We start from the raw sequence: 22,576 nt of genomic DNA on the forward strand, positions 1-22,576 counted from the left end.
CGACCTCTCTGTCGTGGCACCGGCTTTTCTCCACGCCGACGCCGCCGTGATCAACGTAACCCGCATCGATTCGGCGTGCGCACCCTGTCTACGTTTGCCCGCACTGCCAGACCGGCCCGAGGCCCCTGTCCGGCAGCCCCCGTTTTGCTATGCTGACCGCGACCTATGGTCGGGCGTGAAGGGGGACTCATGGTCGAGCAAAATCAACCGGCGTCGACAAGTGTGCAGGTAGATCCGGGCGCACTGCGATCGTTCGCGCAAACTCTCGGCACCGAGGCCGGGGAGGTGACCGGGCTGAACGCGGGGGGAGCGTTATCCGCCGCGGCGGGCGCGCTACCAGGTACCGAATTCGGCACGGCGGCAAACCAGGCCAACGATGTGGTCAACCGCTGCCTGCAACGGATCGGCGGCCGGCTCACCACGATCGCCGACAATCTGCACAATGCCGCGGGCAAATACGAACTGGCCGAGGACGATTTCGCCGCGAAACTCCGCGCGATCGGATTGACCGCATGACGCTCAGCATCTCGGACGTGGAGAACTGGAAGCCCGAACAGCTCACCGCCGCAGGCGAACAGGCCGGGACGATGTCGCAGGGCCTCGACACCGCCGTCGGCAAGGGCTCCACCGAGACGAAGTCGCTCGACGACGGGCACAAGTGGTCCGGAACGGCGGGCGCCGCCGCGAACGCGCGGATGGACACCGAGAAGACCCGTTCCTCCGCGGTGAGTGCCGCGCTGCTGGAACTGAAGACCGCCTTCACCTCCCAGACGCAGAACCTGGTCGAGGCGAAGAACAAGGTGATCCAGCTGCGCGACGACGCGATCAACCAGAAGCCGCCGTTCGACGTGGAGGACAACGGCAAGGTCAACGCCACCACCCGGATCGCGGCGCTGCGCGAACACTCGGACAAGACGGACGTGGAGGGGCTCGTTTTCCAGGAGTCGCTGCTGGCCGCGTCGCGCACCTGGGAACTGACCAATGCGCTCAAGACCGCGGAAACCGTGGCCGGCCAGGCGAAGACACAGGTGGACACGGCGGTCGGCAAGTTGGAGCAGGCGTTCAACGGGCTCGGCGACCCGAGCGCGAACGTGGCGCCGCCGGCCAGCACGGTGCCGGCCGCCGTCAGTTCGCCCGCCGCGGTGAACAACGGTAACGGCAGCCCGTCGTCGAGCAAGCCCAATTACGCGATGGGGAACCACAACTCCGGATCGGGCACCCCGTACAACAGCGGAAGTTACAGCGGTTCCGGCAGTCCCAGTTCGTCCGCGCCTACCGGGCCGATGCCGAGCGGCGATATGGCGAAATGGATCGCGGAGGCGAAACAGAAACTCATCGAAATGGGGTACGACCCCAAGGACATCGATGAGCGCGCCATCGCCATGATCATCGAGCACGAATCGGCAGGTAACCCGTACGCGGAAAACCAGTGGGACAGTAACTGGGTCGCCGGGCACCCGTCGAAGGGGCTGATGCAGACGATCGACAGCACCTTCAACTCCTACAAGGCGCCGGGGCACGACGACATCTGGAACCCGGTGGACAATATTATTGCGGGCGTTCGCTATTCGATCGACAGGTATGGATCGGTCAACAACGTGCCCGGCGTGGTCGCGGTCAATTCCGGTGGCGCGTACCAGGGCTACTAACGCTCACCGCTTTCGTTCGCTAACAACGCGTACTGCGCGGCCGCGCGCTGCTGGGTTTCCCACAGGCGGCCGCCGAGCACCAGGGCCGCGTACCGCCGATAGGACACGAAGCACCTGAACTGCGCTTCCTTCGGCGCGACATAGTCCTGCACGCACGCCGCGCTGGGCACATCCACCGGCGGATCGACCGCACGGCGGTCCGCCGCATTACCGAGTTCGGCGGACTCGGTGACGAAGCGCGCCGCGGCCGCGTCATCGGTCGCCCGGAACCCGAACGCATTGGGCGTCACCGCGATCCGATCGACCCCCGCTTTCCGCAGCACCGGCAGGCGGCCCGCCTGATCCTGCACGTAGTTCAGATAGCCGCGCAGGGTCAAGACGACCTCACCCTGTCCGTCCGGCGCCGGGACAACACCCTTGTCCTGGATGACCCGGACCAGCAAGCCATCCGGATCTTGGTGCAGCGTGTTGAATTTCCCGATCGGTGTCGCGCTGAACTTGTCCAGTTCGGCGACCTCCGCGGCGAGATACTTCTGGGTCGCGTCGACCAGCCGATCGATATCCGCGGTCCGCGCCTCCGCCAGCACACTGATCACATAGTTCCCGTGCGGGGTCGTGCTGCCGAGCGTCGGAAACGCCGGACGCCAGTGTGCCCGCGCGTCCGGGTATTTGGGCAGACCGACCGGCGCGTTCTCCGGGTTGAGGCCGAGGTCGACGGCGTCGAGTTCGGCCGCCGCCGCCTTCGCGGCCGCGGCGTCCGGGAAACGCGACACCGTCACGGTCAGGCCGTCGCGCTGGCGAACGCCGGCCGCGGGATCGGTGAGCGGCGGCACGTCCTCGGCCGAACCGGTGGAGAACCCGAGTACGAAACCGTGATTCTGCAGCACCGGGATGGCCGGCTCCGCGAGGTACTGCGCCACCGACTGGGCGTCGGTGTGCACGCGCGCCGACGCACCGACGGAGTACTTCGGGTCCACCTCATGAGGACTCAGGACCGCATCGGCCAGGCGCGCCGCCTCCAATCGCGCGTAGCCGAGATCGTCCAGGCGGCTCGCGATCTTGGGTGGCGTGGTCGGAAACTTGCCGGTGTCCAGCGCGCGCACATCGATCTCGCTGGACACGCTGGTTCCCTGCACTTCCGCTGCGCAGCCGCCCGCTGCGGCGGTGGCGAGGACGACGAGGAGCGCCGTGGCGACTCGGGTATTCCAGTTCATCAACTCACCTGTGGGAGGTTGTCCAGGACGTTCTGCAGCACCTGTTGTGCTGCCAGACACCTGAATTCGGGATGTTCGGCGAGGGTGGGATTGTCGACCTGCACCGACACCACCTCGGCGTCGCCGCCGTCGATGGCCCGGTACTGTCCGCGCCGCACGCAGGTCGGCGAGCCCAATTCCGCCTCGTCCAAGAAGACGAAATTGCCGCCGCCGAGGTCGAACGGGATCGGCTTTTCGGTCGGCGTCAACGCCTTCGAGCGTTCGAGGGCGAGCGTGACCGTGCCGGTCGACGTCCATTTGCAGGTGTGCAGCTGATCCGGAGCGCCGCGCACTTGATCGCCGATATTCAGCTTCACCACGACCGAATCGACCAGCGCGCACGGGTCTTGCCGGGCGAGCGAGTTGCGAATGTTCGGAAGTTGCGGTGGCCCTTCGGATATCCGATGGGCGAGTTCGGTGGCCGCCTCGTCCGCGACCCCGCACAGGGTGTCGGACTTCGCGCCCTTCACCCGTACCGCGATGCCGAATTGCGGATCGGTTTTCGCGGGGAACAAGGCCCGGCCGCAGCTGTCGGTTCCGCCGGTCGCGTCCTCCAGCACCGGGACTCCCGCGACGGTTTTACCGTTGTCCCGGTAACCCTCGACGCGCTTGATATCGAAGTCGAACTGATAGCCGCCCGACTCCCCCGCGCACGTGCCCCATTGCGTGGAGCTCGGCGCTTTCGTCCACGCCCCCAGCGACGAGACCAGCGGATCCTTCACCGCGGCACACAGATCGATCGACCGGAGCTTCGTAAGATTCAGCGCCGCAAGCGGATTCACCGCCGGTTCGGCCGGTCCCTCGTCGTCACCACCGAACAGGGCCGTGCCCGCGAACACGACGACGAGCAGGGCGACCACGGCCGCGGCCCCGATCAGTGCCCGCTTCCGGCGCCGGCGCAGCGAGCTCGCCCGCTGGATCTCGACGAGCGCCTGCAAGCGCTGCTCGAAGGCGTCGACACTGGAGGCCTCCGGATAGCGGGCCGGATCCGCGCCGGTGGCCTGCGTGGCGTTCGGATCGGCGCGGAGCGCCGACAGCTCGGCCTCCTGTTCCCGGATTTCCTTATGCACCTGCGCCGACCAGGGTCGATGCTGCGGCGGCAGCGGTCCGAGAAAGTCGAGGAGCTGGGCGGGCGTCGGACGCTCCTGTGGGTCCTTGCTCAGGCATGGGGAAACCAATTCTCTTACTTCGGGCGGTAATCCGCTCAGGTCGGGTTCGGTGTGCACAATGTTGTGGAGGGTGTGGCGCGGCGACGATCCGGCGAACGGACTCGCGCCGCCCGCGGCCATCGCGAGCACGGCGCCCAGGGAGAACATGTCGCCGGCCGGCGTCAGCGGCAGCGATTGCGCCTGTTCCGGAGACATGAACGCGGGCGAGCCCGCGATCGGGCCGGTGTGCTCGGAGCCGCCCTCGGCCGCGCGCGTGATCCCGAAATCGATGACCCGGGGGCCGTCCTCGGCCAGAATCACGTTGGCGGGCACGAGATCTCGGTGGATGAGCCCGACGCCGTGGATAGCCTGCAAGGCCGAGGCGAGTCCGATTGCCAGCTTGTGTAATTCGTCCGAGGTGAGCGGGCCGTAGTTCTCGACGGCTTTGTCCAACGGCACCCCCGGCACGAAAACCGAAGCGAGCCAAGGTACTTCGGCTTCGACATCGAAGTCGACCACGGCGGCGGTGAAGGCGCCCGAGACCTGCACGGAGGTGCGTACCTCGCGACGGAACCGAGGCAGGAAGTCCGGCTCGGCCACCAGGTGCCGATGCACCTGCTTGATCGCGACCAGGCGGCCGTCCGGTCCGACGCCGAGCAGAACCCGTCCCAGGCCGCCGGAGCCGAGCTCGCCGAGCAGCCGGTATCTGCCGATCTGGGTGGGCTCGTCGCGTGCGAGCGGGGTCACCATCACCGGCTCCGCAGGCGAGCCACGACACCGCCGAGGACTGATTCGGTAGCGGCACAGACTGCCTCGGCAGCGCCGGGTCCGGTCGGTCGCTCGGTCACGGCGATCTGTTCTCCTCGATCCTCGATGGTCGGCCGCACCGGATGGTAGGTCGCACACGTGCCGTCGGAATCTATACGGCGGACCGTGGGTAAGTCATCAAGTGGGCTGCCGTTCACCGAGAATCCGGCATATTCCGGGACCAGATCGACGCGTTTCCTCTCCGTGGTGTGCACACCGGTAACACGTTGGGCGGCTTGAACTTCCAGCCGGAAGCGGGCCCGGAACTCCGGATTCCCGGCCGGGTGACGGGGAATCATCTCGACCGCGATCGGCTGGTGCCGGCCTGCCGCGCGCGGGTCGTGCCGGCCGAGCGCCTTCACCCGTGTTCCTCCCCTGTCGTGCCTGTTCCGGGGATCGTACCGGGGCACATGTGACACGTCTTGGTGGTGACCGGAATTCCGGTGTGGCCGTCAGGCGAAGGTTTGGTTGCGCGCGGCGAGGGCGGCGCGGAGTTTGGTGACCGCGGTCGGGCCGACCCCGTGCAGCGCGGCGAGATCGCGCTCGGTCCAGGAGGTGAGGTCGTCGAGGTCGCGGATTCCGGCCGCGGCCAAGGCGCGTTCAGCGGGTTTGCCGAGTTGGCCAGGCAGATCCGAATCGCTCATGGCGTCCATGATGCCTGGTAGAGGCGTTGTTCGCGAGCACACCGGCGGCTACCTACGCACTCGACGCGATGGTGTGACGTACGACCCGTAAAGTCGTCTCACAACAGCACCACACGAAGAACGCGGCACACCGTGCAGCGCGAGGAGCACCAGTGTCACTCGATCAGCCACTCGCCCCGCTTCCCCAGGAGGGCATGGGCTTTGCTTCGGCGTGGCCCATCCGGGCTGGCGATGTGGACCCTTACGATCGGCTGCGCTTCGACGCCGTCGCCCGCTACCTGCAGGACATCGCCTGGGAAAACCTGCACAAGACGTTCCTGAGCCGCAGCGATCCGAACTGGATCGTGCGGCGCACGGTGATCGACGTGATCCGGCCGATCCTGTGGCCGGACGAGGTGCAGCTGCTGCGCTGGTGCTCGGCGATGTCGACCCGCTGGACGAACATGCGGGTGCGGGTGACCAGCTCGAACGGTGGGCTGATCGAGACCGAGGGCTTCTGGATCAACATCAGCGAGTCGACCGGGATGCCCGCGCGGATCAGCGACGAGGGCCTGGCCTATCTCGCGCAGACCACGCAGGAGCATCGGCTGCGCTGGCGGCCGTACCTGACCGACACCTCGCCGTCCGAGTCGGACACCGACATGCCGTTTCCGGTGCGCGCGACCGACATCGACCAGTACAACCACGTCAACAACGCCTGTTACTGGCAGGCGGTGGAACAGTTCATGGTCGAGTACCCGAAGCTGCTCGCCGGTCCGCATCGCGCGGTCATCGAATATGTCGCGCCGGTGCTCGCGCGTCAGCACGTGACCGTGCGCAGCCGGTTCGAACCGGGCGATCGCACGGGGCGGCCGGTGCTTCGCCTGTGGTTCGTGGTCGGCGGGACGACCACCACGGTCGTCCGCATCATGCCGCTGCCGCCCGAATAGGCAGTGGCCGACCGGAACCTGACGGATCCGGTCGGCCGGCTCCGTCAGCCGCGTGCGGCCTTCAGCAGATCCTCGCGGGTGGTGAACTTGACCCGCGGCCGGCCCGCGGACTTGCCCGCGGCCTTCTCCGCCTGATCGATCGCCCGCCAGCCGTCCCGATCCACCAGATCGGCCTGCCGCTCATTGAGCAACGCCTTCAGCGCCGCTCGATTCGCCTCGGGCGCACCGAGTTTGCCGCTGGTGAAGTCGGCGATCAGGTTCTCCACCGTTTCCTCGGCATCGGTCCGGTTCGAGCCGATGACGCCGCGCGGGCCGCGCTTGATCCAGCCGCTCGCGTACACGCCGGACAGCGGGGTGCCGTCGGTGTCGAGCACCCGGCCGTGTTCGTTCGGCAGCACGCCGCGCCGCTCGTCGAACGGCAGGTCGGCGACGGCCGAACCGCGGTAGCCGATGGAACGCAGCACCAGCGAGGCCTCGATCCGCTCGGTGCGCTCGGTCGCCCGCGCCACCAATTGGCCGTTGTCCTCGAACAATTCGTTGTGCACGAACTCGATCGCCTCGACGTGGTCGGTGCCGGTGAGCGCGGTCGGCGAGGCCAGGTAGCGGAAGATGATCCGCTTGTGGCTCGGGTCGCGCGGCGCGCCGGCGTACTCCTCGGCGAGGGTGTACTTGAGCTTCAGCGACGGTTCGATGTCCGGGTCGTCGAGCAGCGACTGGCTGGCGTGATCGAGCGCCAGATCGGACTCGTCGACCACGACGTCGATGCCCCTGAGGTGGGCCAGCGCCAGGAACTCCGACGACGTGTACGCCGCCTGCAGCGGGCCGCGGCGGCCGAGCACGACCACCTCGCGAATATTGCTGCGCCGCAGGGCGTCCAGGGCGTGGTCGGCGATGTCGGTCTTGGCCAGCTCGTCCGGGTCGACGGTCAGCACGCGGGCGACGTCCAGGGCGACGTTGCCGTTGCCGACGATCACCGCCCGCTCGCCGGACAGGTCGAACTGCCGGTCCGCGAAGTCGGGATGGCCGTTGTACCAGGCGACGAACTCGGTGGCCGAGTGGCTGCCCGGCAGATCCTCGCCCGGCACATCGAGGCGACGGTCGGTCGACGCGCCGACCGCGTAGATCACCGCGTGGTGGTGCTTCAGCAGCTCCTCGTGCGAGATGTGCGTGCCGATCTCGACATTCAGGTAGTACTGCAAGGTCTCGCGCCGGAACGCGGACTCGAACAGGCTCGACACCGTCTTCGTGCCGGGGTGATCGGGGGCCACGCCCGCCCGGACCAGACCCCACGGGGTCGGCACCCGGTCGAACATCTCGATCTCCACGTCCGCCCGGCGCAGCAGCTCGTCGGCGGCGTAGCAGGCCGCCGGGCCGGCCCCGACGATCGCGACCCGCAGGGTGCCGAGCTCCTTCGGCGGCCGGGGCGGGGTGACGATCGGGTCGAAGTTCGACTCGAGCGGATGCCGTTCGAAATAGGCGGCATTGATCTCGCGGTATCTGGCCAGCGATGCGGTCAGGTCGTCTTCGGAGAAGATCGCCTCGACCGGGCACGCATCGACGCACGCACCGCAGTCGATACAGGTGTCGGGGTCGATGTAGAGCATCTCGGTCGTCGCGAACTCCGGTTGATCCGGAGTCGGACGGATGCAATCGACAGGGCACTCGGAAACGCAGCTGGCGTCGTTGCAACAACGCTGCGTGATTACGTAGGCCATATTGTGCAGATCCTCGAAGATGTACGTGGGCTGTAGGCCACCCGGTGGGCAGAGGTGGACAAAAACGGCACGACGCGGAACCACCGCGATGTGACGCCGCTTTCAGTTTGCCTCGAGTGTGTTCGAGGCCATGCGACCGGAGGCCTTACGGTATCTCCATGGTGCGGACTCTGATCCTCATGCGGCACGGCAAGTCGGCCTATCCCGACGGTGTCGGCGACCACGAACGCCCGCTCGCGCCGCGCGGGCAACGCGAAGCCGGGCTGGCGGGCGAGTGGTTGCGAACGACGCAACCGACGATCGACGCGGTGCGGTGCTCCACCGCGACGCGCACGAGAGAAACCCTGGCGGCCACCGGGATCGACGCCCCGGTGGTCTACGAGGCGGGCATCTACGAGGCCTCCCCGCAGAGCCTCATCGAGCTGGTCCAGCTCAGCGACGACGACGTGGCGACGCTGCTGGTGATCGGGCACGCGCCCGGAATGCCATGGACGGCATGGGAATTGGCGAGCAATCGAAGTTCGACGCCCGCGATCGAGCTCAGTCGCAAGTTCCCGACCTCGGCGCTGGCCGTGCTCGAATTCGACCGGCCGTGGGCACAGGTCGATCCGGGAACCGGTGAGCTGGTGCGTTTCCACATCCCCCGCTGAATGCGCGGTCAGCGCAGCAGCTTGCCGCCGACCACCACGACCGCGCCGAGCACGACCAGCAGCACGAACGCGGCGAAACCGCCGAGCAGCCACCACACGACGGCGAGTGCGAGTACCACCGGCGCCACCGCGATGGCGGTGATCACCGGGCTTTCCTTGACCGTTGCCAGGGCCGAGCGGGCCCTGATCCGGTTGACGTCCTTACCAGGCATGTCCCCAGGGTAAGCCGGAACTCGGGACTTTGTCGGCGACCGGTGAGATGCTCGGGCGATGGATTGGAAAATCGAGCTCATCGCGATCCCCGTCACCGACGTGGACCGCGCGAAGGACTTCTACACCAAGATCGGATTCAACGCCGACCACGATCACCGGGTGAACGAGAACCTGCGTTTCGTCCAGCTCACGCCGCCCGGATCGGGGTGCTCGATCTGCATCGGCGAAGGGATCACCGAAGCCGCGCCCGGCAGCGTGCGGGGCATGCAGATCGTGGTCTCCAACGCGGAAGAGGCGTACCAGCAGTTGGTCGCCGCCGGGGTGGACGCGAAGCCGGTGGAAACCTTGAGCTGGGGCAGCTTCACCTACTTCGCCGACCCCGATGGGAATCAGTGGGCCGTGCAGGAATTGCCGAAGAAGGACTGAGCGCGGACATTCGCTCCCATCATCGAGACGATCGTTGTTACCTATCGACCGAAGAGCCGGTCAGGACCGGCCCAGCTGATCCAGCTGGATAGTCACCGAGCACGGCGAGGTGGCCTTGAAGGTACCGGTCACCTCGTCACCGTCATAGGTGCGTTCCTTCGCACGCCGCAAAGCAAGCAGCTGCACTGTCGGCTCCAGGTCGAAAATCCAATAGTGCGGAATCCCGGCCTCGGCGTACTCCGCACGCTTCGTCAGATAGTCCATCCGCCGGGAGCCCGTCGAGACGATTTCGACAACTAGGCGAGCGCCGCATGCACGCAGGATCGCGTCGCCGCCCTTGCATCGGTCGTACTCGGTTCGATCGACGACAACAAGATCCGGCCTGCGGACTGTTGCGGGCTCATCGGAAGCAGCAAGCTGAAGATCTACATCCACGCTGGGCACGACGACGAGATCTGGCGGCAGATCCTCCTTCAGACGGGCATAGAGCTGCATGACGGCGACCATGTGATCCGGTGTCGGCGACGGCATCATGGCGAGCAATCCCTCCTGCAACTCCCAGCGATACTCGTCGTCCTCGCCGAGCGCGATGTATCCGTCGACCGTCAAGGGCCGCCCTGGCGCTGGAAGTCCTGCCACGTTCCTTACCTCCCCACGAATCCGACTCGGTTCCGGCACGCAACATATACGCGCCGAGGTGCGGCAATCCGGCGTTTGCGTACATTGGAGTTGCTTGGAGTGCACTCCAGGTGGGTAGCGTCGTCAGGGTTCTACGGGAAGGGCGAGTGTCGTGGGTGAAGCCGCATTGAACGAGCGGGGTGGGGAGTGGGAGCAGCCTCGGTATTCGATCGGCGAGGTGGCCGAGCGGTCGGGGCTGAGCCGGGACACGCTGCGCTGGTATGAGCGGATCGGGCTGATGGACTACATCGGGCGCGATCACGCGGGGAAGCGGCGGTTCAGCAATCGAGACCTGGAATGGCTCGCGCTGATCGGACGATTGCGAACCACGGGGATGTCGGTGGCGGACATGGTCCGCTATGCCGAGCTGGTGCGCGAAGGGGAATCCACATTCCCCGAGCGGCTGGCGATGTTCCGCAAAACCCGCGCCGAGGTGCTCGCCAAGATCGATGAACTGCAACAGACCGTGGCCGTATTGGACTACAAGATCGATATCTACGAGGGCAAAGCCCAACTGGCCCGGCCGGCCACGATCACCGTGCGGGACAGCGAAGGGATCAACGCGTGACCGGAACATTGCCGGCCACCACACTGGGTGGCAGTGGCATCGAACCGACCGCCGGCCGGGAATAGCAAGCACCACAACAGATCAGGAGTTCCACCGTGTCCACGCTGACGCTCAATGTCCGCTTCACCGCCAAGCAAGGCCACGAGGCCGAGCTGCGCGAGGTGTTGCAGGACATGATCGAGCCGACCCTCGCCGAGAGCGGCTGCCTCGCCTACGAGCTGTATCTGCACCCGACCGATCCGAGCCGGGTGGTGCTGCTCGAGGAATGGGTGGACGCCGAGGCGTTGGCGGCGCACTTCGAGACCCCGCATCTGAAGCGGTGCGCGGCGGCCCTGGACCAGATCCTGGTCGAGCCGTTCAATCTCCGGCGATTCGCCGAGATCTAGGGACGAGCACGCGGCTCCGGCGACCCGAGTTCGGATCGCCGGGGCCGCGGCGTTTCAGTGGAACGTGCGCCCACCCAGCGAGGCGCTGATGATGGCCGGCGGCGTCCAGCCGACCATGAAATTCGCGCGCTCCTGCGGGGTGAGATCCTGCCTGGCCCAGATGCGGTGCGCGCTGCGGCGGCAGGCGGCGACCAAGGTGGGGGCGGTGCGGTTGCGGAACCTCATGACGTTTTCTCCTTCGATGGACCTCCATATTTGTCCCGTGAGCGGGGCCGGGACAGTGGTCGCGGACGATCTCTACGAGTTCTGTACGCCGGTGTAAATGAACTCGGACCCCGGTCCGTTTGAACCGGACCCCACCGGATGCCCGGCCGCGCGGGCTACTACCATCCAATGGAGTGAAGCCCGATGTCCCGCACGATCGCGTCTGGATCGACAAACAGACGCCCGCCGCGTTCCGCGCCCTCATCCGGGTCGCGAACGAAGTACATGCCGCAGCGGCCGAGGCCGGCCTGGACCGCAAGCTCATCGAGCTGGTCAACCTGCGGGTCTCGCAGATCAGCGGCTGCGCCTTCTGCCTGGACACGCACCAGCGCGCCGCGCTCGCCGCGGGGAACACCGAGCAGGAAATCGCCGTGCTGCCCGCGTGGCGGCGCACCGAGCTGTATTCACCGCTGGAGCAGGCCGCGCTCGGGCTGGCCGAGGCCACCGCGACGCTGCCGGACGAGCACACGCTGGAGCGTGAGTACGCGCTCGCGCGCAAAGTTCTGACCGACGATCAGCTCTCGGTCGTCGTCTGGGCCGCCACCACGATCGGCGCGTTCAATCGCGTGTCGATCCTCAGCAGACATCCGGTACGCGCATCGAAGGAGAAGTCGACCATGACTACACCCGCCTCGGAATCCAAGGTTGTCCGCAACGACGAGAAGCACCGGTACGAGGTGTTCTACGGCGGCGACCTGGCCGGGTTCGCCGAGTACGAGGAGCGCGACGACGAGACGGTGTTCACCCACACCGAGATCGACGGCGCGTTCTCCGGCAAGGGACTCGGCAGCACGCTGGCCAAGCACGCCGTCGAGGACGCGGTCGAGCGGAACCGGGCGATCCGGCCGCTGTGCCCGTTCATCCGGGCTTACCTGGACAAGCACCCGCAGTACGACGCGCATGTGATCGGTAAGGGCATCACTCGGTGAGCGACCTGGATTCGCATCCGGCGGAGGCGTTGTGCGAGCCGGCGCCCGGTCCGGGTCCGGTGGCGGAGCTGTACCCGTCACGGGAGGTGCCGCTCGGCGGTGTGCGCGGCGTCTTCGTGGAACGGGTTCTGCCGCAACGGGATCTGCCGACCGTCGGGGCGTGGTGCTTCCTCGATCACTTCGGGTCGCCGACGGTCACTGATACCGGGGCGTCCCCGGATATCGATCCGCACCCGCACATCGGCCTGCAAACGGTGACCTGGCCGTTCGACGGGCGGATCCGGCATCGCGACTCGGTCGGCTCCGATGTGGAGATCGAGCCGGGGCAGCTGAATCTGATGACCTCGGGGCGCGGCATCGCGCATTCCGAGTACGGCGTGGCGGGCGCGCACGCGGGACACGGCTTGCAGTTGTGGATCGCCTTGCCCGGCAACCGGACCGGGATCGATCCGCACTTCGAGCAGCATCGTGAGCTGCCGGTCTATCAGGCGCCGGGCCTGCGCGCCATCGTGCTGATCGGCACGCTGGCCGGGATCGCCTCGCCCGCAACCGCATACACGCCGATCGTCGGCGCGGACGTGCGGCTGGAGCCGGGCGCGGCCACCCTGCCGCTGGAGCGTGGATTCGAGCACGCGCTGATGGTGATCGAGGGCGAGGTGACGGTCGACGGCACGCCGCTGACCGCGGGCCCGCTGCTCTACCTCGGCACCGATCGCGACGAGATCTCGCTGAGCAGCGCTGCCGGAGCGCATTTCGCGCTGATCGGCGGCGAGCCGTTCGGCGAGGAACTGGTGATGTGGTGGAACTTCGTCGGCCGCAGCCACGAAGAGATCGTGGCGGCCCGAAACGATTGGGAGAACCACGATCTCGGCCGCTTCGCGGACATCGCGGGACACCCGCCCGAGCAGCGCATCCCAGCCCCGCCGCTGCCCGGCCTGCATCTCAAGCCGCGCAAACGCCGGATCGGCCCGGCCAGAACCTGATTCGGACGTGGCGTCAGGCGACCGCGGTGAACAGCTCGTAGCTGTGGCCGTCGGGTGCGTGGACGTAGACGCCGCGGCCGCCACCTAGACGGTTGATCGCCCGGTCCCACCCATGTTGCGGACCGGACCCGTAGTCGACCGCGGGCCACCGGGTCAGCCGCTCGAGCACCGCGTCGAAGGTCTCGTCGTCGACGAGAAATCCGTAGTGGCCCGGTTCCACCCGGCCGCGGTCGTCGAAGTCGAGGGTGAGGTCGGCATTGACCTGCACCGGCGCGAACGGGTCGCTGGGCGCACCCACGGTGAGGCCCAGCAATTCGGCGAAAAACGTTGCGGCGGCGTGCCGGTCCGTCGCGGGCACGATCGTGTGATTCAAGACGATGGTCACGCTTACCTCCTAGATGCGTGCGGTTCACATATAAATATACATGCGTATCGCATGCGATTGCCAGTGGCGGGTTAGGCTGACACCATGAGCAGACGGGCGGCCGCCAGGCCTGGAACCGCCGCCGACGGCGGACCGGCGCTGTTTCGGCTGGTTCGGTTCTGGTCACGGCGCTGGATCAACCGGACCTCGGCGGACCTGCCCGACGAGCTACGGCACGCCCAGCACGTCCAGGTGGTCGAGGCGGTGGCGGCCACCGTCGAGCAGGACGCCGAGGCCACCATCACCTCGGTGTCACATCAACTGGGACTGGACCATTCGGGGGCGAGCCGGATGGTGCGCGATGCCACGGCAGCGGGGTTTCTGTCCCGCGCGGAATCCGAACACGACCGGCGCCGAACGGCATTGGCGCTGACCGCCAGCGGCGAGCGGCTGCTCGCCGAGGCCCGCGACTGGCAACGCCAGGTCTTCACCGAGCTCACCGCCGACTGGGACGACGCCGATCGGCAGCGATTCGCCGGATATCTGCGTCGATTGAGTAACGAACTCGAGCTCTGAGCCGAGTTCTCTTGCGCCCGAACGACGAGCCGTACTCGCCTGCGCCTGATACTGTCGCCGACGAACACACTGCGCAGGGGGCAGCGCTACCGAAAGAGCACGATGAGCTTCTCCAGAATCACCGCGACCGCACTGCTGGCCTTGGCGGCCACCGTCATCAGCACGAGCGCCACGCACGCGGATCCCACCACACCCGACACCGCACTCGACGTGCACGGGTCCTTCGCCGAAATCGCCTACCAGGTGGCCGCATCCGAGGATCGGCGCGCCGCGGTGACGACGATCCAGGACGGCCGCTTCGACCTGATCCACGACGGCCGGGTGGTCACGCTGACCGATCGCGACGGCAGCGTCGTCGCCGCCTTACCGATGGCATTGCGGGTCGGCGACAAGCGGGTGGCGCTGAATCCGGTCATCGAGGAGGCCGGTCATCGGCTCACCCTCGTGCCCGACCACATGTCGCAGGCGCCGCTGCGCGACGTGAGCAGCCAGGAACGCTTCTTCGCCGAGGTCGAGAAGGCCATGCCGATCGTGTTGGCGGGCGCGGGAATCGGCGCCGCGATCGGCTTCGTGGTCGGGTTCCCGCTCGGGCTGTTCGTCATCGACTTCATCACGGTGCCGATCACCACAGTGCTGGGCGCGGCGATCGGGGCTGCGGCCGGACTCGCGATGTCCGGTGGCCAGCCGGCGATCGACGCGGCGCTCGATTACGTCTCCGGCGCACCCTGATCCGGAAGCGCCCCGCCGGCGACTGAGCCGATTACGCGATCGACGAGGCGCGATCAAGACAGCCTGACGCGCCGGATTCGATAGGGGCACCGCGAGGCCGGTGTCCGGTCAGGGGCGGCGCGCCTGAGTCTCGATATGGTCGGCGGTGCTCAGGGTCTGAGTTCCGATGACGCGCAACAGATCCAGTTTTTCGGCGGCGTCCGTGCCGGGCTGCGGCAGGTAGACGAGCAGGCGCTGGGCGGCGTTGGGGGTGAGCAGCGTTTCGCAGATCGTGTCGATCAGGCCGACCTCGGGATGCTGGATTCGCTTGGTGTCCGAAAGGCGTACCGCCACTTCGTGTTCGTCCCAGAACACGTCGAATTCCGTACTGACCGAACGCAATTTCGCGATGAATTCGGTGACGTCCGCATCGCCCGCCCGGCGCGCGGCGGTCGCCCGCAGATCAGCGACGTGCTTGCGGCCCAATCGATCCCAGTCTTCCTCGGGGAAGACCGCGCGCGACTCGACGTCGGTGAACCAGCGGTAAGCATAGAAGCGTTCCCAGCCGCGCCGGTTCGCGAGGTCGCCGAGCAGCAGGGTGTGCATGCGGTTCTGCACCAGCACCTCACCGAGGTCGGTGATCACGGTGGCGGCGGTGTCGTCCAGTTTGGCCAGCAGGTGCATCAGGCCGGGACCGACGTGCTTGTCGGAAAGCTCGCGGACCGGCGCCGCGTGGTCGCACAGGTGATAGAGGTGATCGCGTTCGTCGCTGCTGAAGCGCAGGGCGCGGGCCAGCGACGCGAGCACCTGGGTGGACGGTCGCGGACCGCGGGATTGCTCCAGGCGGGTGTAGTAGTCCGTGGACATGCCCGCAAGCAGCGCCACCTCGTCCCGGCGCAGGCCGGGAGTGCGTCGCCGGACACCGGGCGGCAAACCCACGTCGGCCGGGGTCAGCTGCTCCCGGCGGCGACGGAGGAAGTCGGCGAGCTCGGTTCGGTCCATGCCTCTACTGTCCCCCGGATCGGGCCGCTCAGCCAGGGATCGGCAATCCCCCGATCGGCGATCTCTGCCGGATCCGCCGCCGGAGGTTCAGGCTGGTCCTATGACGACATCGAAGATCTCCACAGTTCAGCTCGGTAAGACCGGGCCGACGGTGAGCCGGATCGGGCTCGGCGCGATGGGCATGTCCGGCATGTACGGCGCCGCGGACGACGCCGAATCCACCGCCACCATCCACGCCGCGCTCGATTCCGGGGCGAACCTGATCGATACCGGCGATTTCTACGGCGCCGGGCACAACGAGCTACTGATCGGCAACGCGATCGCCGAGCGGGCGCGCGAGGATGTGGTGCTCAGCGTGAAGTTCGGCGCGCTGCGCGGACCCGGCGGGGCCTGGGGTGGCGTGGACAACCGGCCCGAGGCCCTGCGCAACTTCCTCGTCTACAGCATGCAGCGGCTCGGGGTGGACTATGTCGATGTCTACCGGCCGGCCCGGCTCGATCCGAATGTCCCGATCGAGGACACGGTCGGCGCGATCGCCGAGCTGATCGAGGCGGGGTATGTCCGGCACGTCGGGCTGTCCGAGGTCGGCGCGGACACCATCCGGCGGGCCGCGGCGGTGCATCCGATCGCCGATCTGCAGATCGAGTACTCGCTGATCTCGCGCGGTATCGAGGCGGAGATCCTGCCGCTGTGCCGGGAGCTCGGCATCGGCATCACCGCCTACGGCGTGCTGTCGCGTGGACTGCTCAGCAGCTCGGTGCAGGCGGGAACCACCTTCGCCGCCAATGATTTCCGTGCGCACAGCCCGCGCTTCCAGGGGGAGAACCTCAGCCAGAATCTGAAGCTGGTCGACGCGCTGGCCGAAATCGCTGCGGGCAAGGATGTTTCGGTCGCTCAGCTGGCCATCGCGTGGGTGCTGACCCGCGGCGCGGACATCGTGCCGATCGTCGGCGCGCGGCGGCGCGAGCGGTGGGCCGAAGCCGCTGGTGCGCTGGATATCTCGCTGACCGCGGATGAGCTGGCCACTATCGAGGCGGCGGTGCCCAGCGATCAGATCGCAGGTGAGCGGTATGCCTCGGAGCAGATGGCGATGCTCGACAGCGAGCGCTGAGTGGTGGGTGCGCTCGGTCGTCGAGCGCACCCCCGCTACCGGCGTGGGCGGATGACCGCGGTGAATGTCGCTGCGGCGACCGACTTTCCGGTGTTGTCGGTGATGTTCACCGGGACTTCCAGTTCGATCGGTGTCTGTGCCGCGATATCCGCCCGTACCTGTTGAAGGACCGCGCCGGATAGCTCGGATGTCGCAAGATACGGTCCCGCATCGCCTTTGGCGCGCGCCCGGTATTCGATTCGCCCGTCCCTGGCCACGATGAAGGTCTCCCCCATCAGGTCGACGATGCCCGAGACCGACGCGCCCATCGCCGCGGTTTCGGCCAGGCCGAACAGCACCGCCGCGTGCAGGTCACCGTTGTGGTTCAGGTGCTCGGCCCGCGGCGCCATCCGCACCACGTTCCGGCCGGCGTCGAACTCCACGCCTTCGATCCCGGTGTACTGGATGAACCCCAGCTTCTGGAACCCCGCCATCACCAACTCGCCCATGGCCGCTGTGTCCACTGCATCTCCCACCGGGTAACTGAAACGTGTTCTATTTTCATACCGTGCAGAGGGTGCGTTGTCCACTGACCGCCTTTCTTCGGTGACCTCGACGGGAATCGAACCCGCGTAGCCGTGATCGAGAGTCACGGTGCCCTGCCAGCGGAGCACGAGGCCTGGATGTGCGTGACGCAGGTCGGAATCGAACCGACGTGGCTCCTGAGTGAAAGTCAGGGTGCCCGTGCCAACAGAGCAACTGCGCCTGGATTATGGGAGGAACGAAAAAGGGCCGCTCCGTGGAATTTTCCCGGATGCGGCCCGTATGGTTCGGCGTTACGCCTTACTCATTGATCAGGACGTTCATCCGTCGACCGGTAACCGGATTCCTCGGCCATCGCGAATTCACGCTGTGTCAGCGATGATTCGAGGTGGCTGAGCATGCCCGTTACCTTTCGTCGTTCTCGATTAGTCGACGGTAACACCGGCTTCCGATCGAGGAAACCGATTATTTCCGGGCCATGATCAAGGTCGGCGATAGGCCTTCGGCAGCTGGTAGCCGCGTTCGGCGAGGATGGTGCGCAACAGGTCTGGGCGGTTGGTGATGAGGCCGTCTACGCCGAGGCCCAGCAGCGCCGTCATGGTCGGCCGGTCGTCGACGGTCCATGGCACTACGCGCATGCCGTGCTGGTGGGCGGCCTGGACCAGGGCGCTGGTCGTGAAGGGTTGGTAGCCGGGGTCTTCGATGCTGCCGGCTTGCGGGTCGCCGTGCACCGGAGACACCGCGTCGGCACCGAAAGATGCTGCCGCGCTGACGAATTTCTGTTGCAGCGAGCCCGGGAAGTCATCGATGTCGATGCCGCCGAGCCATGGGGAAGCGCCGGGCTGGCCTTCCTGGAGGAATTGCTGTCCGTTGGTCAATGCGACGAGCGGCAATTCCGGCGCCACCTCGCGCATGCGCATCAGCGAGCCCCAGTCGAAACTTTGGATGGTGACTTGGTTTTCGAGGTGTGCGCGGTGCACTTCCGCGGCGATCACTTGGACGAATTGTTCGCGCGGCGCGGTTTGTTCCGGCGCTCCGGCTTCGACCTTGGACTCGACATTCAGCTTGATCTCATCGGCCCGGTAGGCGTGCACGAGGTCGAAAACCTCGGACAGCAACGGCATTCGGGCACCCGGTACCGTCCGCTGCTCCGGAAAAGCGGCCAATCGCTTCGATCCGCAATCGATGGTGCGCACCTGCGCCAACGTCAGATCTCGAATGAACCTGGTACCGGGCACATACGGGAATTTCGGATCGCCGAGGAAGGCGGGCAGCGTGTCGACGCACTTGTCCGGACTCGGATCGCGGTCATGGGTGACCACCGCGTACCCGTCCTCGGTGATCTGCACGTCCAGTTCCAGCGTGCTGACGCCGAGCTCCAGGGCATTCGCGAAGGCGGGCAGCGTGTTCTCCACCACGAGCGCTGCCCCACCGCGATGCGCCTGGAGATCGAAGGGCGCGGACGGGTCGTCCGCCGACGCCGTACCCACGTTCAGGGCACCGGTCAGCAGAATCGTCGCGACGCCCACCGCATACGTTCGACGCATGCCTCCATTGTGACGGGTGCTGCCGACGTCGTGATGACGCTTGGGTGAACCCCTACGGAACCAGCACTACCTTGCCGGTGGTCGCACGTTGCTCGAGTGCGGCGTGCGCGTGCGCAGCTTGGTCGAGCGGGAACGTCTGGACGGTCGGCACCATGGTGCCCGCGGCGGCCGCGGCCAGGGCGCGGGACTCCTCGTTGCGCACCTCGCGCGGCTTGCTCAACATCAGGGACAGCGCGTCGATTACCGTAATGCCCTGTTCCTGAAGCTTTTTCGCGTCCGGTCGAAAACTTTCACGCGACGCGTTCCCGTAGGTGACGTACCGCCCGCTCTCGGTGAGCAAACTCATTGCTGCCCGGCCTTTTTCGCCCATGACGCCGTCGAGCACGACCGTCACCGGGCGGTCGCCGAACGCCTGCCGGACCCGGTCGGTCCAGCCGGGTTCGTTGTAGTCGACTGCCAGGTCTGCGCCGAGGGTGTCGACCGCGGCGACTTTGGCCGGTCCACCGGCGGCGCCGATGACCCGGGCACCGATGGTGCGAGCGTGCTGGACAATCAGTCGGCCGACGCCGCCCGCGGCCGAATTCACCAGGATCACGTCGTCGGCGGTCGGATTCGCGATATCGAGCACTTCGACGGTGGTGGTGCCGGTGACGATCATGGCGACAGCCGTCGTGTAGTCCAGCCCTTCCGGAATCCGGTGCAGTACAGGCAATTCGGCGACGGCCAGTTCCGCGTATCCACCGGAGATGCTGCGCGGCGTCACGACGGCGACGCCGATCCACGACGGATCGACCTCCGGGCCAACGGAATCGATGATCCCGGCGACCTCACCGCCGAAGATCGCCGGCAGCTCCGGCAGCGGTGGGCCGATCGGCAGGCCCGCGCGCATCGCCGTTTCGATCAGGTGCACGCCGGCCGCCTTGACGGCGATGCGCACCTGGCCCGGACCCGGCGCCGGGTCCGGAACCGTCTCGTATCGCAGGTTTTCCGCGGGGCCAAATGTATGCAGGACTACGGCGCGCACAGCGTCTCCTCTGGTCAGAGCTCGATCAACCTTCGAGGATCAGCCTGCAACCTCAATGACGCTTGATGTCAATGTGCTCGTCCAGGGGTGGCCGGGTGCGCTCGTCGCCGCGGTCGCGGAGGTCGTCCCAGGCCGCGAGCACGACGATGCCGATGAGTAGCAGTGCGCCGAGCGCGACCGCGAGTGTGTAATGCACGGCCCGGAATCAGGCCAGGCCACCGGGTTTACCTAGTAGGTCGGTTAGCGCGGTATCGATGAACCGGGTGTCTTCGGGGTTTTTGCCGTGACCGGCGAAGTGGCCCCAGATACCGGGGATCACCCGGAGTTCGGCGTTGGGGATGTGTGAGACCGCCCAGGCTTCGTCTTCCGGCGGGAAGTAGAGGTCCTTCTCGGCAGGCAGGACGAGAGTGGTCGCCTTGATCGAGGCGAGGGCCGCTTCGGTGTCGCCGCCGAAGCCGGGGGTGCGGCCGACGTCGGCGTTCTGCCAGGTCCACAGCATCGCGAGCAGGTTGTTGGGGTCGCGGTCGTCGAGGAAGAAACCTTCCCAGAAGCCGATGAGGAAGTCCTCGAGCGAGGTGTAGCCGAGCTTCTCGTACTCCTTCTCCCAATAGAACGCTTGAGAGAGGCCCCAGCCCGCGTAAACCCTTGCCAGAGCGCGCAATCCGATCGTCGGCCAGTTCTCGCCGTACCAGCCGCCGGCGAACGCGGAGTCGGCGGTCAGTGCCGCCTTCACGCCCTCCAGGAAGACCTTGTTGTGCACGCTCGTCCGGGACGAGCCGCAGAACGGGGCGATGCGTTCGACCATCTCCGGATGGCTCACCGCCCACTGATACGTCTGGCCCGCACCCATCGACCAGCCGGTGACCAGCGCGAGCCGTTCGATGCCGAAAAGCTCTGTCACCAAACGGTATTGCGCGGCCACCTGGTCGTAGACGGTGATGTCGGGGAAGCGCGCGCGATCGTAGGGCTGCAGGGTGTTGCTCGGCGAACTGGACAGGCCGTTGCCGAGCATGTTCGGCACGATGATGAAATACTCGGCCGGATCCAGCGCCATACCCGCGCCGATCAACCACTCGTTGTCCCAATGTCGCCCCGAATACCACGTCGGATAGACGATCGCATTGCTCTTGTCGGCATTGAGCTCGCCGTACGTGGCATACGCCAGGAAGGCGCCACGCAAGGTGGCGCCATGCTGCGTGGTGAAGTCACCGAGATCGAAGATCTGGTGGTGCTCGGGCATGAAGCGACTCGCTTTCGCAACGGGCGGAACAGGATTCAGCAGGCCGCCGCCGCGCTCACGCACCACCCACCAACCAAACCCCTTCAATTGAAAATATTCTGACAGAAAATATTCCCCCAAAAGTAAATTTCCCATCACTCTTTCGCCACTCCAGCCGATCGGCTGGGGCACTCACCGATCGCCGTCATCGCGCACCCGCTCATCGCCCTCACTCCTGTCGCGCAGGTCGTCCCACGCCACCGAGGCGACAATGCCGACGATCAGCAGCAGTCCAAGCGCCACCGCAAGGATGTAAGCCATGCCCCTCCTTGAATCATGGTCTGGACAGAGCGGCGGGCACCGTCATGACAGCGCGTACCCGCCGCTCAGCGCTCCGGTGCAGGAGATGGACACCACCTCGGAGCCAAACGGAACGCCTACGCGCTCCGCATGTTTCGAGCAACTACGACAACGACGCTACGAGCGGTGGACGGACGCCGGAACTGCCGACGGGACACTTCGCGGGACATTTCGAATGCCTCAAAACGTCCCCCGAATGTCCGCTACGGTGGGCAAATGAGCCAGCGCCTTCGGTCGGCAATGCTGCGGGCCCAGCTCGATACAACCGAGCTGGCGACGGCTGTCGCGGTCGACGTGAAGACGGTGAACCGCTGGCTCGCCGGACGAGTGCCGCACCGGCGCACGCGCCTTGCGGTAGCGACCGTGTTGGGCGAGTCCGAAGCCAATCTGTGGCCGCAGGTCCGGCCAGATCTCAGCGCCGGGACGCCGGCCACCGCCGAGGTGGTCACCGCGTACGCCCATCGGGCTGATATCCCCCGTGACGTGTGGGTGTCGTTGCTACATAGCGCCACCGAGCAGATCGACATAGTCGGATACGCGTATCCGTTCATTCTCGAGCTGCTGCCCGACGCCGCCGACCACCTTGCCGACAAGTGCCGGCGCGGTGCGCGGATGCGTCTGGCCTTCGCCGACCCGGACTGTGCTCACGTCGCCGAACGCGACAACCTGGAACAAATGGGCGGGACTCTTCCCGGGCGAATCCGCAACGCGCTCAACATGCTTGGTCCTTTGTCCCGTGCAGCTGAATGCGCCGTAGGGCTGCACGCCACGCACCTGTACAACTCGGTCTTCTGATTCGACAAGCAGATGATAGTGACCCCATATCTCGTCCGAGCCCGCGGCTACCAGCACCCTGCACTACACCTGCGGCAACTCTCGCCTCACGGGATCTTCTCTTCGT

General features: G+C 66.6%; 29 protein-coding genes, 2 tRNA genes and 1 pseudogene. 14 read left to right on the forward strand and 18 right to left on the reverse strand.

Features of this window, described 5'->3' with window-relative positions; all coding sequences use genetic code 11:
• Positions 1-189 precede the first annotated feature (189 nt).
• The gene (locus F3087_RS00185; RefSeq protein ID WP_150399721.1) at positions 190-516 is read left to right on the forward strand and encodes a type VII secretion target; all 327 of its coding nucleotides are present in this window, start codon (positions 190-192) and stop codon (positions 514-516) included.
• Positions 513-1,649 carry a transglycosylase SLT domain-containing protein gene (locus tag F3087_RS00190; protein WP_150399722.1) on the forward strand — a complete coding sequence of 379 codons (1,137 nt, stop codon included), beginning with the start codon at positions 513-515 and terminating at the stop codon, positions 1,647-1,649. Before F3087_RS00185 ends, F3087_RS00190 begins: the two co-directional genes overlap by 4 nt.
• On the opposite strand, the gene F3087_RS00195 is transcribed toward F3087_RS00190, so the two are convergent.
• The 4 genes from F3087_RS00195 to F3087_RS00210 form a co-directional block, all read right to left on the reverse strand.
• Positions 1,646-2,863 (reverse strand): DUF7373 family lipoprotein, encoded by a 1,218-nt coding sequence (locus F3087_RS00195; protein ID WP_150399723.1) that lies wholly within the window; start codon positions 2,861-2,863, stop codon positions 1,646-1,648. The genes F3087_RS00190 and F3087_RS00195 overlap by 4 nt on opposite strands.
• Positions 2,863-4,800, reverse strand: a complete 1,938-nt coding sequence (locus F3087_RS00200; protein ID WP_150399724.1) for a serine/threonine-protein kinase — start codon at positions 4,798-4,800, stop codon at positions 2,863-2,865. The genes F3087_RS00195 and F3087_RS00200 overlap by 1 nt, the downstream gene beginning before the upstream one ends.
• Entirely contained in the window at positions 4,800-5,219 is a 420-nt protein-coding gene (locus F3087_RS00205; protein ID WP_150399725.1) for a hypothetical protein, read from the reverse strand. Before F3087_RS00205 ends, F3087_RS00200 begins: the two co-directional genes overlap by 1 nt.
• Positions 5,220-5,309: 90 nt before the next feature.
• Positions 5,310-5,501, reverse strand: coding sequence for a helix-hairpin-helix domain-containing protein (locus F3087_RS00210; RefSeq protein ID WP_191093713.1), 192 nt, complete (start codon positions 5,499-5,501; stop codon positions 5,310-5,312).
• Between the two features lie 152 nt (positions 5,502-5,653).
• On the opposite strand from F3087_RS00210, the gene F3087_RS00215 reads away from it, so the two are divergent.
• Entirely contained in the window at positions 5,654-6,430 is a 777-nt protein-coding gene (locus F3087_RS00215) for an acyl-[acyl-carrier-protein] thioesterase (RefSeq protein ID WP_191093714.1), read from the forward strand.
• 44 nt (positions 6,431-6,474) lie between these two features.
• On the opposite strand, the gene F3087_RS00220 is transcribed toward F3087_RS00215, so the two are convergent.
• Positions 6,475-8,145 carry an FAD-dependent oxidoreductase gene (locus F3087_RS00220; protein WP_150399727.1) on the reverse strand — a complete coding sequence of 557 codons (1,671 nt, stop codon included), beginning with the start codon at positions 8,143-8,145 and terminating at the stop codon, positions 6,475-6,477.
• 158 nt (positions 8,146-8,303) lie between these two features.
• Between F3087_RS00220 and F3087_RS00225 the strand changes: the two genes are divergently transcribed.
• Entirely contained in the window at positions 8,304-8,795 is a 492-nt protein-coding gene (locus F3087_RS00225; protein ID WP_150399728.1) for a SixA phosphatase family protein, read from the forward strand.
• An 8-nt stretch (positions 8,796-8,803) separates the two neighbouring features.
• On the opposite strand, the gene F3087_RS00230 is transcribed toward F3087_RS00225, so the two are convergent.
• Positions 8,804-9,007 carry a hypothetical protein gene (locus tag F3087_RS00230; RefSeq protein WP_150399729.1) on the reverse strand — a complete coding sequence of 68 codons (204 nt, stop codon included), beginning with the start codon at positions 9,005-9,007 and terminating at the stop codon, positions 8,804-8,806.
• A gap of 58 nt (positions 9,008-9,065) precedes the next feature.
• On the opposite strand from F3087_RS00230, the gene F3087_RS00235 reads away from it, so the two are divergent.
• Positions 9,066-9,434: a glyoxalase superfamily protein gene (locus tag F3087_RS00235; RefSeq protein ID WP_150399730.1), complete on the forward strand. Its 369-nt coding sequence runs from the start codon at positions 9,066-9,068 to the stop codon at positions 9,432-9,434.
• 60 nt (positions 9,435-9,494) lie between these two features.
• On the opposite strand, the gene F3087_RS00240 is transcribed toward F3087_RS00235, so the two are convergent.
• Positions 9,495-10,073: a Uma2 family endonuclease gene (locus F3087_RS00240; protein ID WP_150399731.1), complete on the reverse strand. Its 579-nt coding sequence runs from the start codon at positions 10,071-10,073 to the stop codon at positions 9,495-9,497.
• A 151-nt stretch (positions 10,074-10,224) separates the two neighbouring features.
• On the opposite strand from F3087_RS00240, the gene F3087_RS00245 reads away from it, so the two are divergent.
• Together F3087_RS00245 and F3087_RS00250 are read left to right on the forward strand one after the other, a co-directional pair.
• On the forward strand, positions 10,225-10,680 hold the full coding sequence (locus F3087_RS00245; RefSeq protein WP_150399732.1) for a MerR family transcriptional regulator: 456 nt from the start codon (positions 10,225-10,227) through the stop codon (positions 10,678-10,680).
• A gap of 95 nt (positions 10,681-10,775) precedes the next feature.
• The gene (locus tag F3087_RS00250; protein ID WP_223884750.1) at positions 10,776-11,066 is read left to right on the forward strand and encodes a putative quinol monooxygenase; all 291 of its coding nucleotides are present in this window, start codon (positions 10,776-10,778) and stop codon (positions 11,064-11,066) included.
• Between the two features lie 54 nt (positions 11,067-11,120).
• Here the strand turns inward: F3087_RS00250 and F3087_RS45785 are convergent, their stop codons facing one another.
• The gene (locus F3087_RS45785) at positions 11,121-11,291 is read right to left on the reverse strand and encodes a hypothetical protein (RefSeq protein WP_191093715.1); all 171 of its coding nucleotides are present in this window, start codon (positions 11,289-11,291) and stop codon (positions 11,121-11,123) included.
• 173 nt (positions 11,292-11,464) lie between these two features.
• On the opposite strand from F3087_RS45785, the pseudogene F3087_RS47370 reads away from it, so the two are divergent.
• The 3 genes and pseudogenes from F3087_RS47370 to F3087_RS00260 form a co-directional block, all read left to right on the forward strand.
• Positions 11,465-11,926 (forward strand): annotated as a pseudogene (locus F3087_RS47370) (carboxymuconolactone decarboxylase family protein); the annotation flags it as partial.
• 21 nt (positions 11,927-11,947) lie between these two features.
• Positions 11,948-12,259 carry a GNAT family N-acetyltransferase gene (locus F3087_RS47375; RefSeq protein ID WP_375912508.1) on the forward strand — a complete coding sequence of 104 codons (312 nt, stop codon included), beginning with the start codon at positions 11,948-11,950 and terminating at the stop codon, positions 12,257-12,259.
• Positions 12,256-13,242, forward strand: a complete 987-nt coding sequence (locus F3087_RS00260) for a pirin family protein (RefSeq protein WP_150399734.1) — start codon at positions 12,256-12,258, stop codon at positions 13,240-13,242. The genes F3087_RS47375 and F3087_RS00260 overlap by 4 nt, the downstream gene beginning before the upstream one ends.
• 13 nt (positions 13,243-13,255) lie before the next feature.
• Here the strand turns inward: F3087_RS00260 and F3087_RS00265 are convergent, their stop codons facing one another.
• A complete protein-coding gene (locus F3087_RS00265) occupies positions 13,256-13,627 on the reverse strand; it encodes a VOC family protein (protein ID WP_150399735.1) in 372 nt (123 codons plus the stop codon).
• An 84-nt stretch (positions 13,628-13,711) separates the two neighbouring features.
• Here F3087_RS00265 and F3087_RS00270 point away from each other — a divergent pair, with 84 nt between their 5' ends.
• Together F3087_RS00270 and F3087_RS00275 are read left to right on the forward strand one after the other, a co-directional pair.
• Positions 13,712-14,182 carry a MarR family winged helix-turn-helix transcriptional regulator gene (locus F3087_RS00270; RefSeq protein WP_150399736.1) on the forward strand — a complete coding sequence of 157 codons (471 nt, stop codon included), beginning with the start codon at positions 13,712-13,714 and terminating at the stop codon, positions 14,180-14,182.
• A 102-nt stretch (positions 14,183-14,284) separates the two neighbouring features.
• Positions 14,285-14,911 carry a hypothetical protein gene (locus tag F3087_RS00275; RefSeq protein WP_150399737.1) on the forward strand — a complete coding sequence of 209 codons (627 nt, stop codon included), beginning with the start codon at positions 14,285-14,287 and terminating at the stop codon, positions 14,909-14,911.
• A 108-nt stretch (positions 14,912-15,019) separates the two neighbouring features.
• Here the strand turns inward: F3087_RS00275 and F3087_RS00280 are convergent, their stop codons facing one another.
• A complete protein-coding gene (locus F3087_RS00280) occupies positions 15,020-15,892 on the reverse strand; it encodes a helix-turn-helix transcriptional regulator (RefSeq protein ID WP_150399738.1) in 873 nt (290 codons plus the stop codon).
• Positions 15,893-15,992: 100 nt separating this feature from the next.
• Between F3087_RS00280 and F3087_RS00285 the strand changes: the two genes are divergently transcribed.
• Entirely contained in the window at positions 15,993-17,003 is a 1,011-nt protein-coding gene (locus F3087_RS00285) for an aldo/keto reductase (RefSeq protein WP_150399739.1), read from the forward strand.
• 35 nt (positions 17,004-17,038) lie between these two features.
• Here F3087_RS00285 and F3087_RS00290 read toward each other — a convergent pair whose 3' ends face one another.
• The 8 genes from F3087_RS00290 to F3087_RS47070 form a co-directional block, all read right to left on the reverse strand.
• Complete coding sequence (locus F3087_RS00290; RefSeq protein WP_150399740.1) at positions 17,039-17,506, reverse strand: PaaI family thioesterase; 468 nt, start codon at positions 17,504-17,506, stop codon at positions 17,039-17,041.
• An 83-nt stretch (positions 17,507-17,589) separates the two neighbouring features.
• A tRNA-Glu gene (locus tag F3087_RS00295) sits at positions 17,590-17,662 on the reverse strand.
• A gap of 10 nt (positions 17,663-17,672) precedes the next feature.
• Positions 17,673-17,748, reverse strand: a tRNA-Glu gene (locus F3087_RS00300).
• Positions 17,749-18,007: 259 nt separating this feature from the next.
• Positions 18,008-19,072 (reverse strand): glycerophosphodiester phosphodiesterase family protein, encoded by a 1,065-nt coding sequence (locus tag F3087_RS00305; RefSeq protein ID WP_150399741.1) that lies wholly within the window; start codon positions 19,070-19,072, stop codon positions 18,008-18,010.
• Between the two features lie 52 nt (positions 19,073-19,124).
• Positions 19,125-20,096, reverse strand: coding sequence for a zinc-binding dehydrogenase (locus F3087_RS00310; protein WP_150399742.1), 972 nt, complete (start codon positions 20,094-20,096; stop codon positions 19,125-19,127).
• 52 nt (positions 20,097-20,148) lie between these two features.
• Entirely contained in the window at positions 20,149-20,292 is a 144-nt protein-coding gene (locus F3087_RS45790) for a hypothetical protein (RefSeq protein ID WP_191093716.1), read from the reverse strand.
• 9 nt (positions 20,293-20,301) lie between these two features.
• Complete coding sequence (locus tag F3087_RS00315) at positions 20,302-21,336, reverse strand: alpha/beta fold hydrolase (protein WP_150400808.1); 1,035 nt, start codon at positions 21,334-21,336, stop codon at positions 20,302-20,304.
• A 171-nt stretch (positions 21,337-21,507) separates the two neighbouring features.
• A complete protein-coding gene (locus tag F3087_RS47070; RefSeq protein ID WP_263407187.1) occupies positions 21,508-21,636 on the reverse strand; it encodes a hypothetical protein in 129 nt (42 codons plus the stop codon).
• A gap of 279 nt (positions 21,637-21,915) precedes the next feature.
• On the opposite strand from F3087_RS47070, the gene F3087_RS00320 reads away from it, so the two are divergent.
• Positions 21,916-22,470: a hypothetical protein gene (locus tag F3087_RS00320; protein ID WP_223884751.1), complete on the forward strand. Its 555-nt coding sequence runs from the start codon at positions 21,916-21,918 to the stop codon at positions 22,468-22,470.
• Positions 22,471-22,576 lie beyond the last annotated feature (106 nt).

This window comes from Nocardia colli (assembly GCF_008704205.1).
Classification (GTDB): Bacteria; Actinomycetota; Actinomycetes; order Mycobacteriales; family Mycobacteriaceae; genus Nocardia; species Nocardia colli.

What these genes read in the sequence shown, in the direction of transcription:
- F3087_RS00185 (WP_150399721.1), top strand. Translation starts at nt 190, where the DNA reads ATGGTCGAGCAAAATCAACCGGCGTCGACAAGTGTGCAGGTAGATCCG.
- F3087_RS00190 (WP_150399722.1), top strand. Translation starts at nt 513, where the DNA reads ATGACGCTCAGCATCTCGGACGTGGAGAACTGGAAGCCCGAACAGCTC.
- F3087_RS00195 (WP_150399723.1), bottom strand. Translation starts at nt 2,863, where the DNA reads ATGAACTGGAATACCCGAGTCGCCACGGCGCTCCTCGTCGTCCTCGCC.
- F3087_RS00200 (WP_150399724.1), bottom strand. Translation starts at nt 4,800, where the DNA reads ATGGTGACCCCGCTCGCACGCGACGAGCCCACCCAGATCGGCAGATAC.
- F3087_RS00210 (WP_191093713.1), bottom strand. Translation starts at nt 5,501, where the DNA reads ATGAGCGATTCGGATCTGCCTGGCCAACTCGGCAAACCCGCTGAACGC.
- F3087_RS00220 (WP_150399727.1), bottom strand. Translation starts at nt 8,145, where the DNA reads ATGGCCTACGTAATCACGCAGCGTTGTTGCAACGACGCCAGCTGCGTT.
- F3087_RS00225 (WP_150399728.1), top strand. Translation starts at nt 8,304, where the DNA reads ATGGTGCGGACTCTGATCCTCATGCGGCACGGCAAGTCGGCCTATCCC.
- F3087_RS00230 (WP_150399729.1), bottom strand. Translation starts at nt 9,007, where the DNA reads ATGCCTGGTAAGGACGTCAACCGGATCAGGGCCCGCTCGGCCCTGGCA.
- F3087_RS00235 (WP_150399730.1), top strand. Translation starts at nt 9,066, where the DNA reads ATGGATTGGAAAATCGAGCTCATCGCGATCCCCGTCACCGACGTGGAC.
- F3087_RS45785 (WP_191093715.1), bottom strand. Translation starts at nt 11,291, where the DNA reads ATGAGGTTCCGCAACCGCACCGCCCCCACCTTGGTCGCCGCCTGCCGC.
- F3087_RS47375 (WP_375912508.1), top strand. Translation starts at nt 11,948, where the DNA reads ATGACTACACCCGCCTCGGAATCCAAGGTTGTCCGCAACGACGAGAAG.
- F3087_RS00270 (WP_150399736.1), top strand. Translation starts at nt 13,712, where the DNA reads ATGAGCAGACGGGCGGCCGCCAGGCCTGGAACCGCCGCCGACGGCGGA.
- F3087_RS00275 (WP_150399737.1), top strand. Translation starts at nt 14,285, where the DNA reads ATGAGCTTCTCCAGAATCACCGCGACCGCACTGCTGGCCTTGGCGGCC.
- F3087_RS00280 (WP_150399738.1), bottom strand. Translation starts at nt 15,892, where the DNA reads ATGGACCGAACCGAGCTCGCCGACTTCCTCCGTCGCCGCCGGGAGCAG.
- F3087_RS00285 (WP_150399739.1), top strand. Translation starts at nt 15,993, where the DNA reads ATGACGACATCGAAGATCTCCACAGTTCAGCTCGGTAAGACCGGGCCG.
- F3087_RS00305 (WP_150399741.1), bottom strand. Translation starts at nt 19,072, where the DNA reads ATGCGTCGAACGTATGCGGTGGGCGTCGCGACGATTCTGCTGACCGGT.
- F3087_RS00315 (WP_150400808.1), bottom strand. Translation starts at nt 21,336, where the DNA reads ATGCCCGAGCACCACCAGATCTTCGATCTCGGTGACTTCACCACGCAG.
- F3087_RS47070 (WP_263407187.1), bottom strand. Translation starts at nt 21,636, where the DNA reads ATGGCTTACATCCTTGCGGTGGCGCTTGGACTGCTGCTGATCGTCGGC.
- F3087_RS00320 (WP_223884751.1), top strand. Translation starts at nt 21,916, where the DNA reads ATGCTGCGGGCCCAGCTCGATACAACCGAGCTGGCGACGGCTGTCGCG.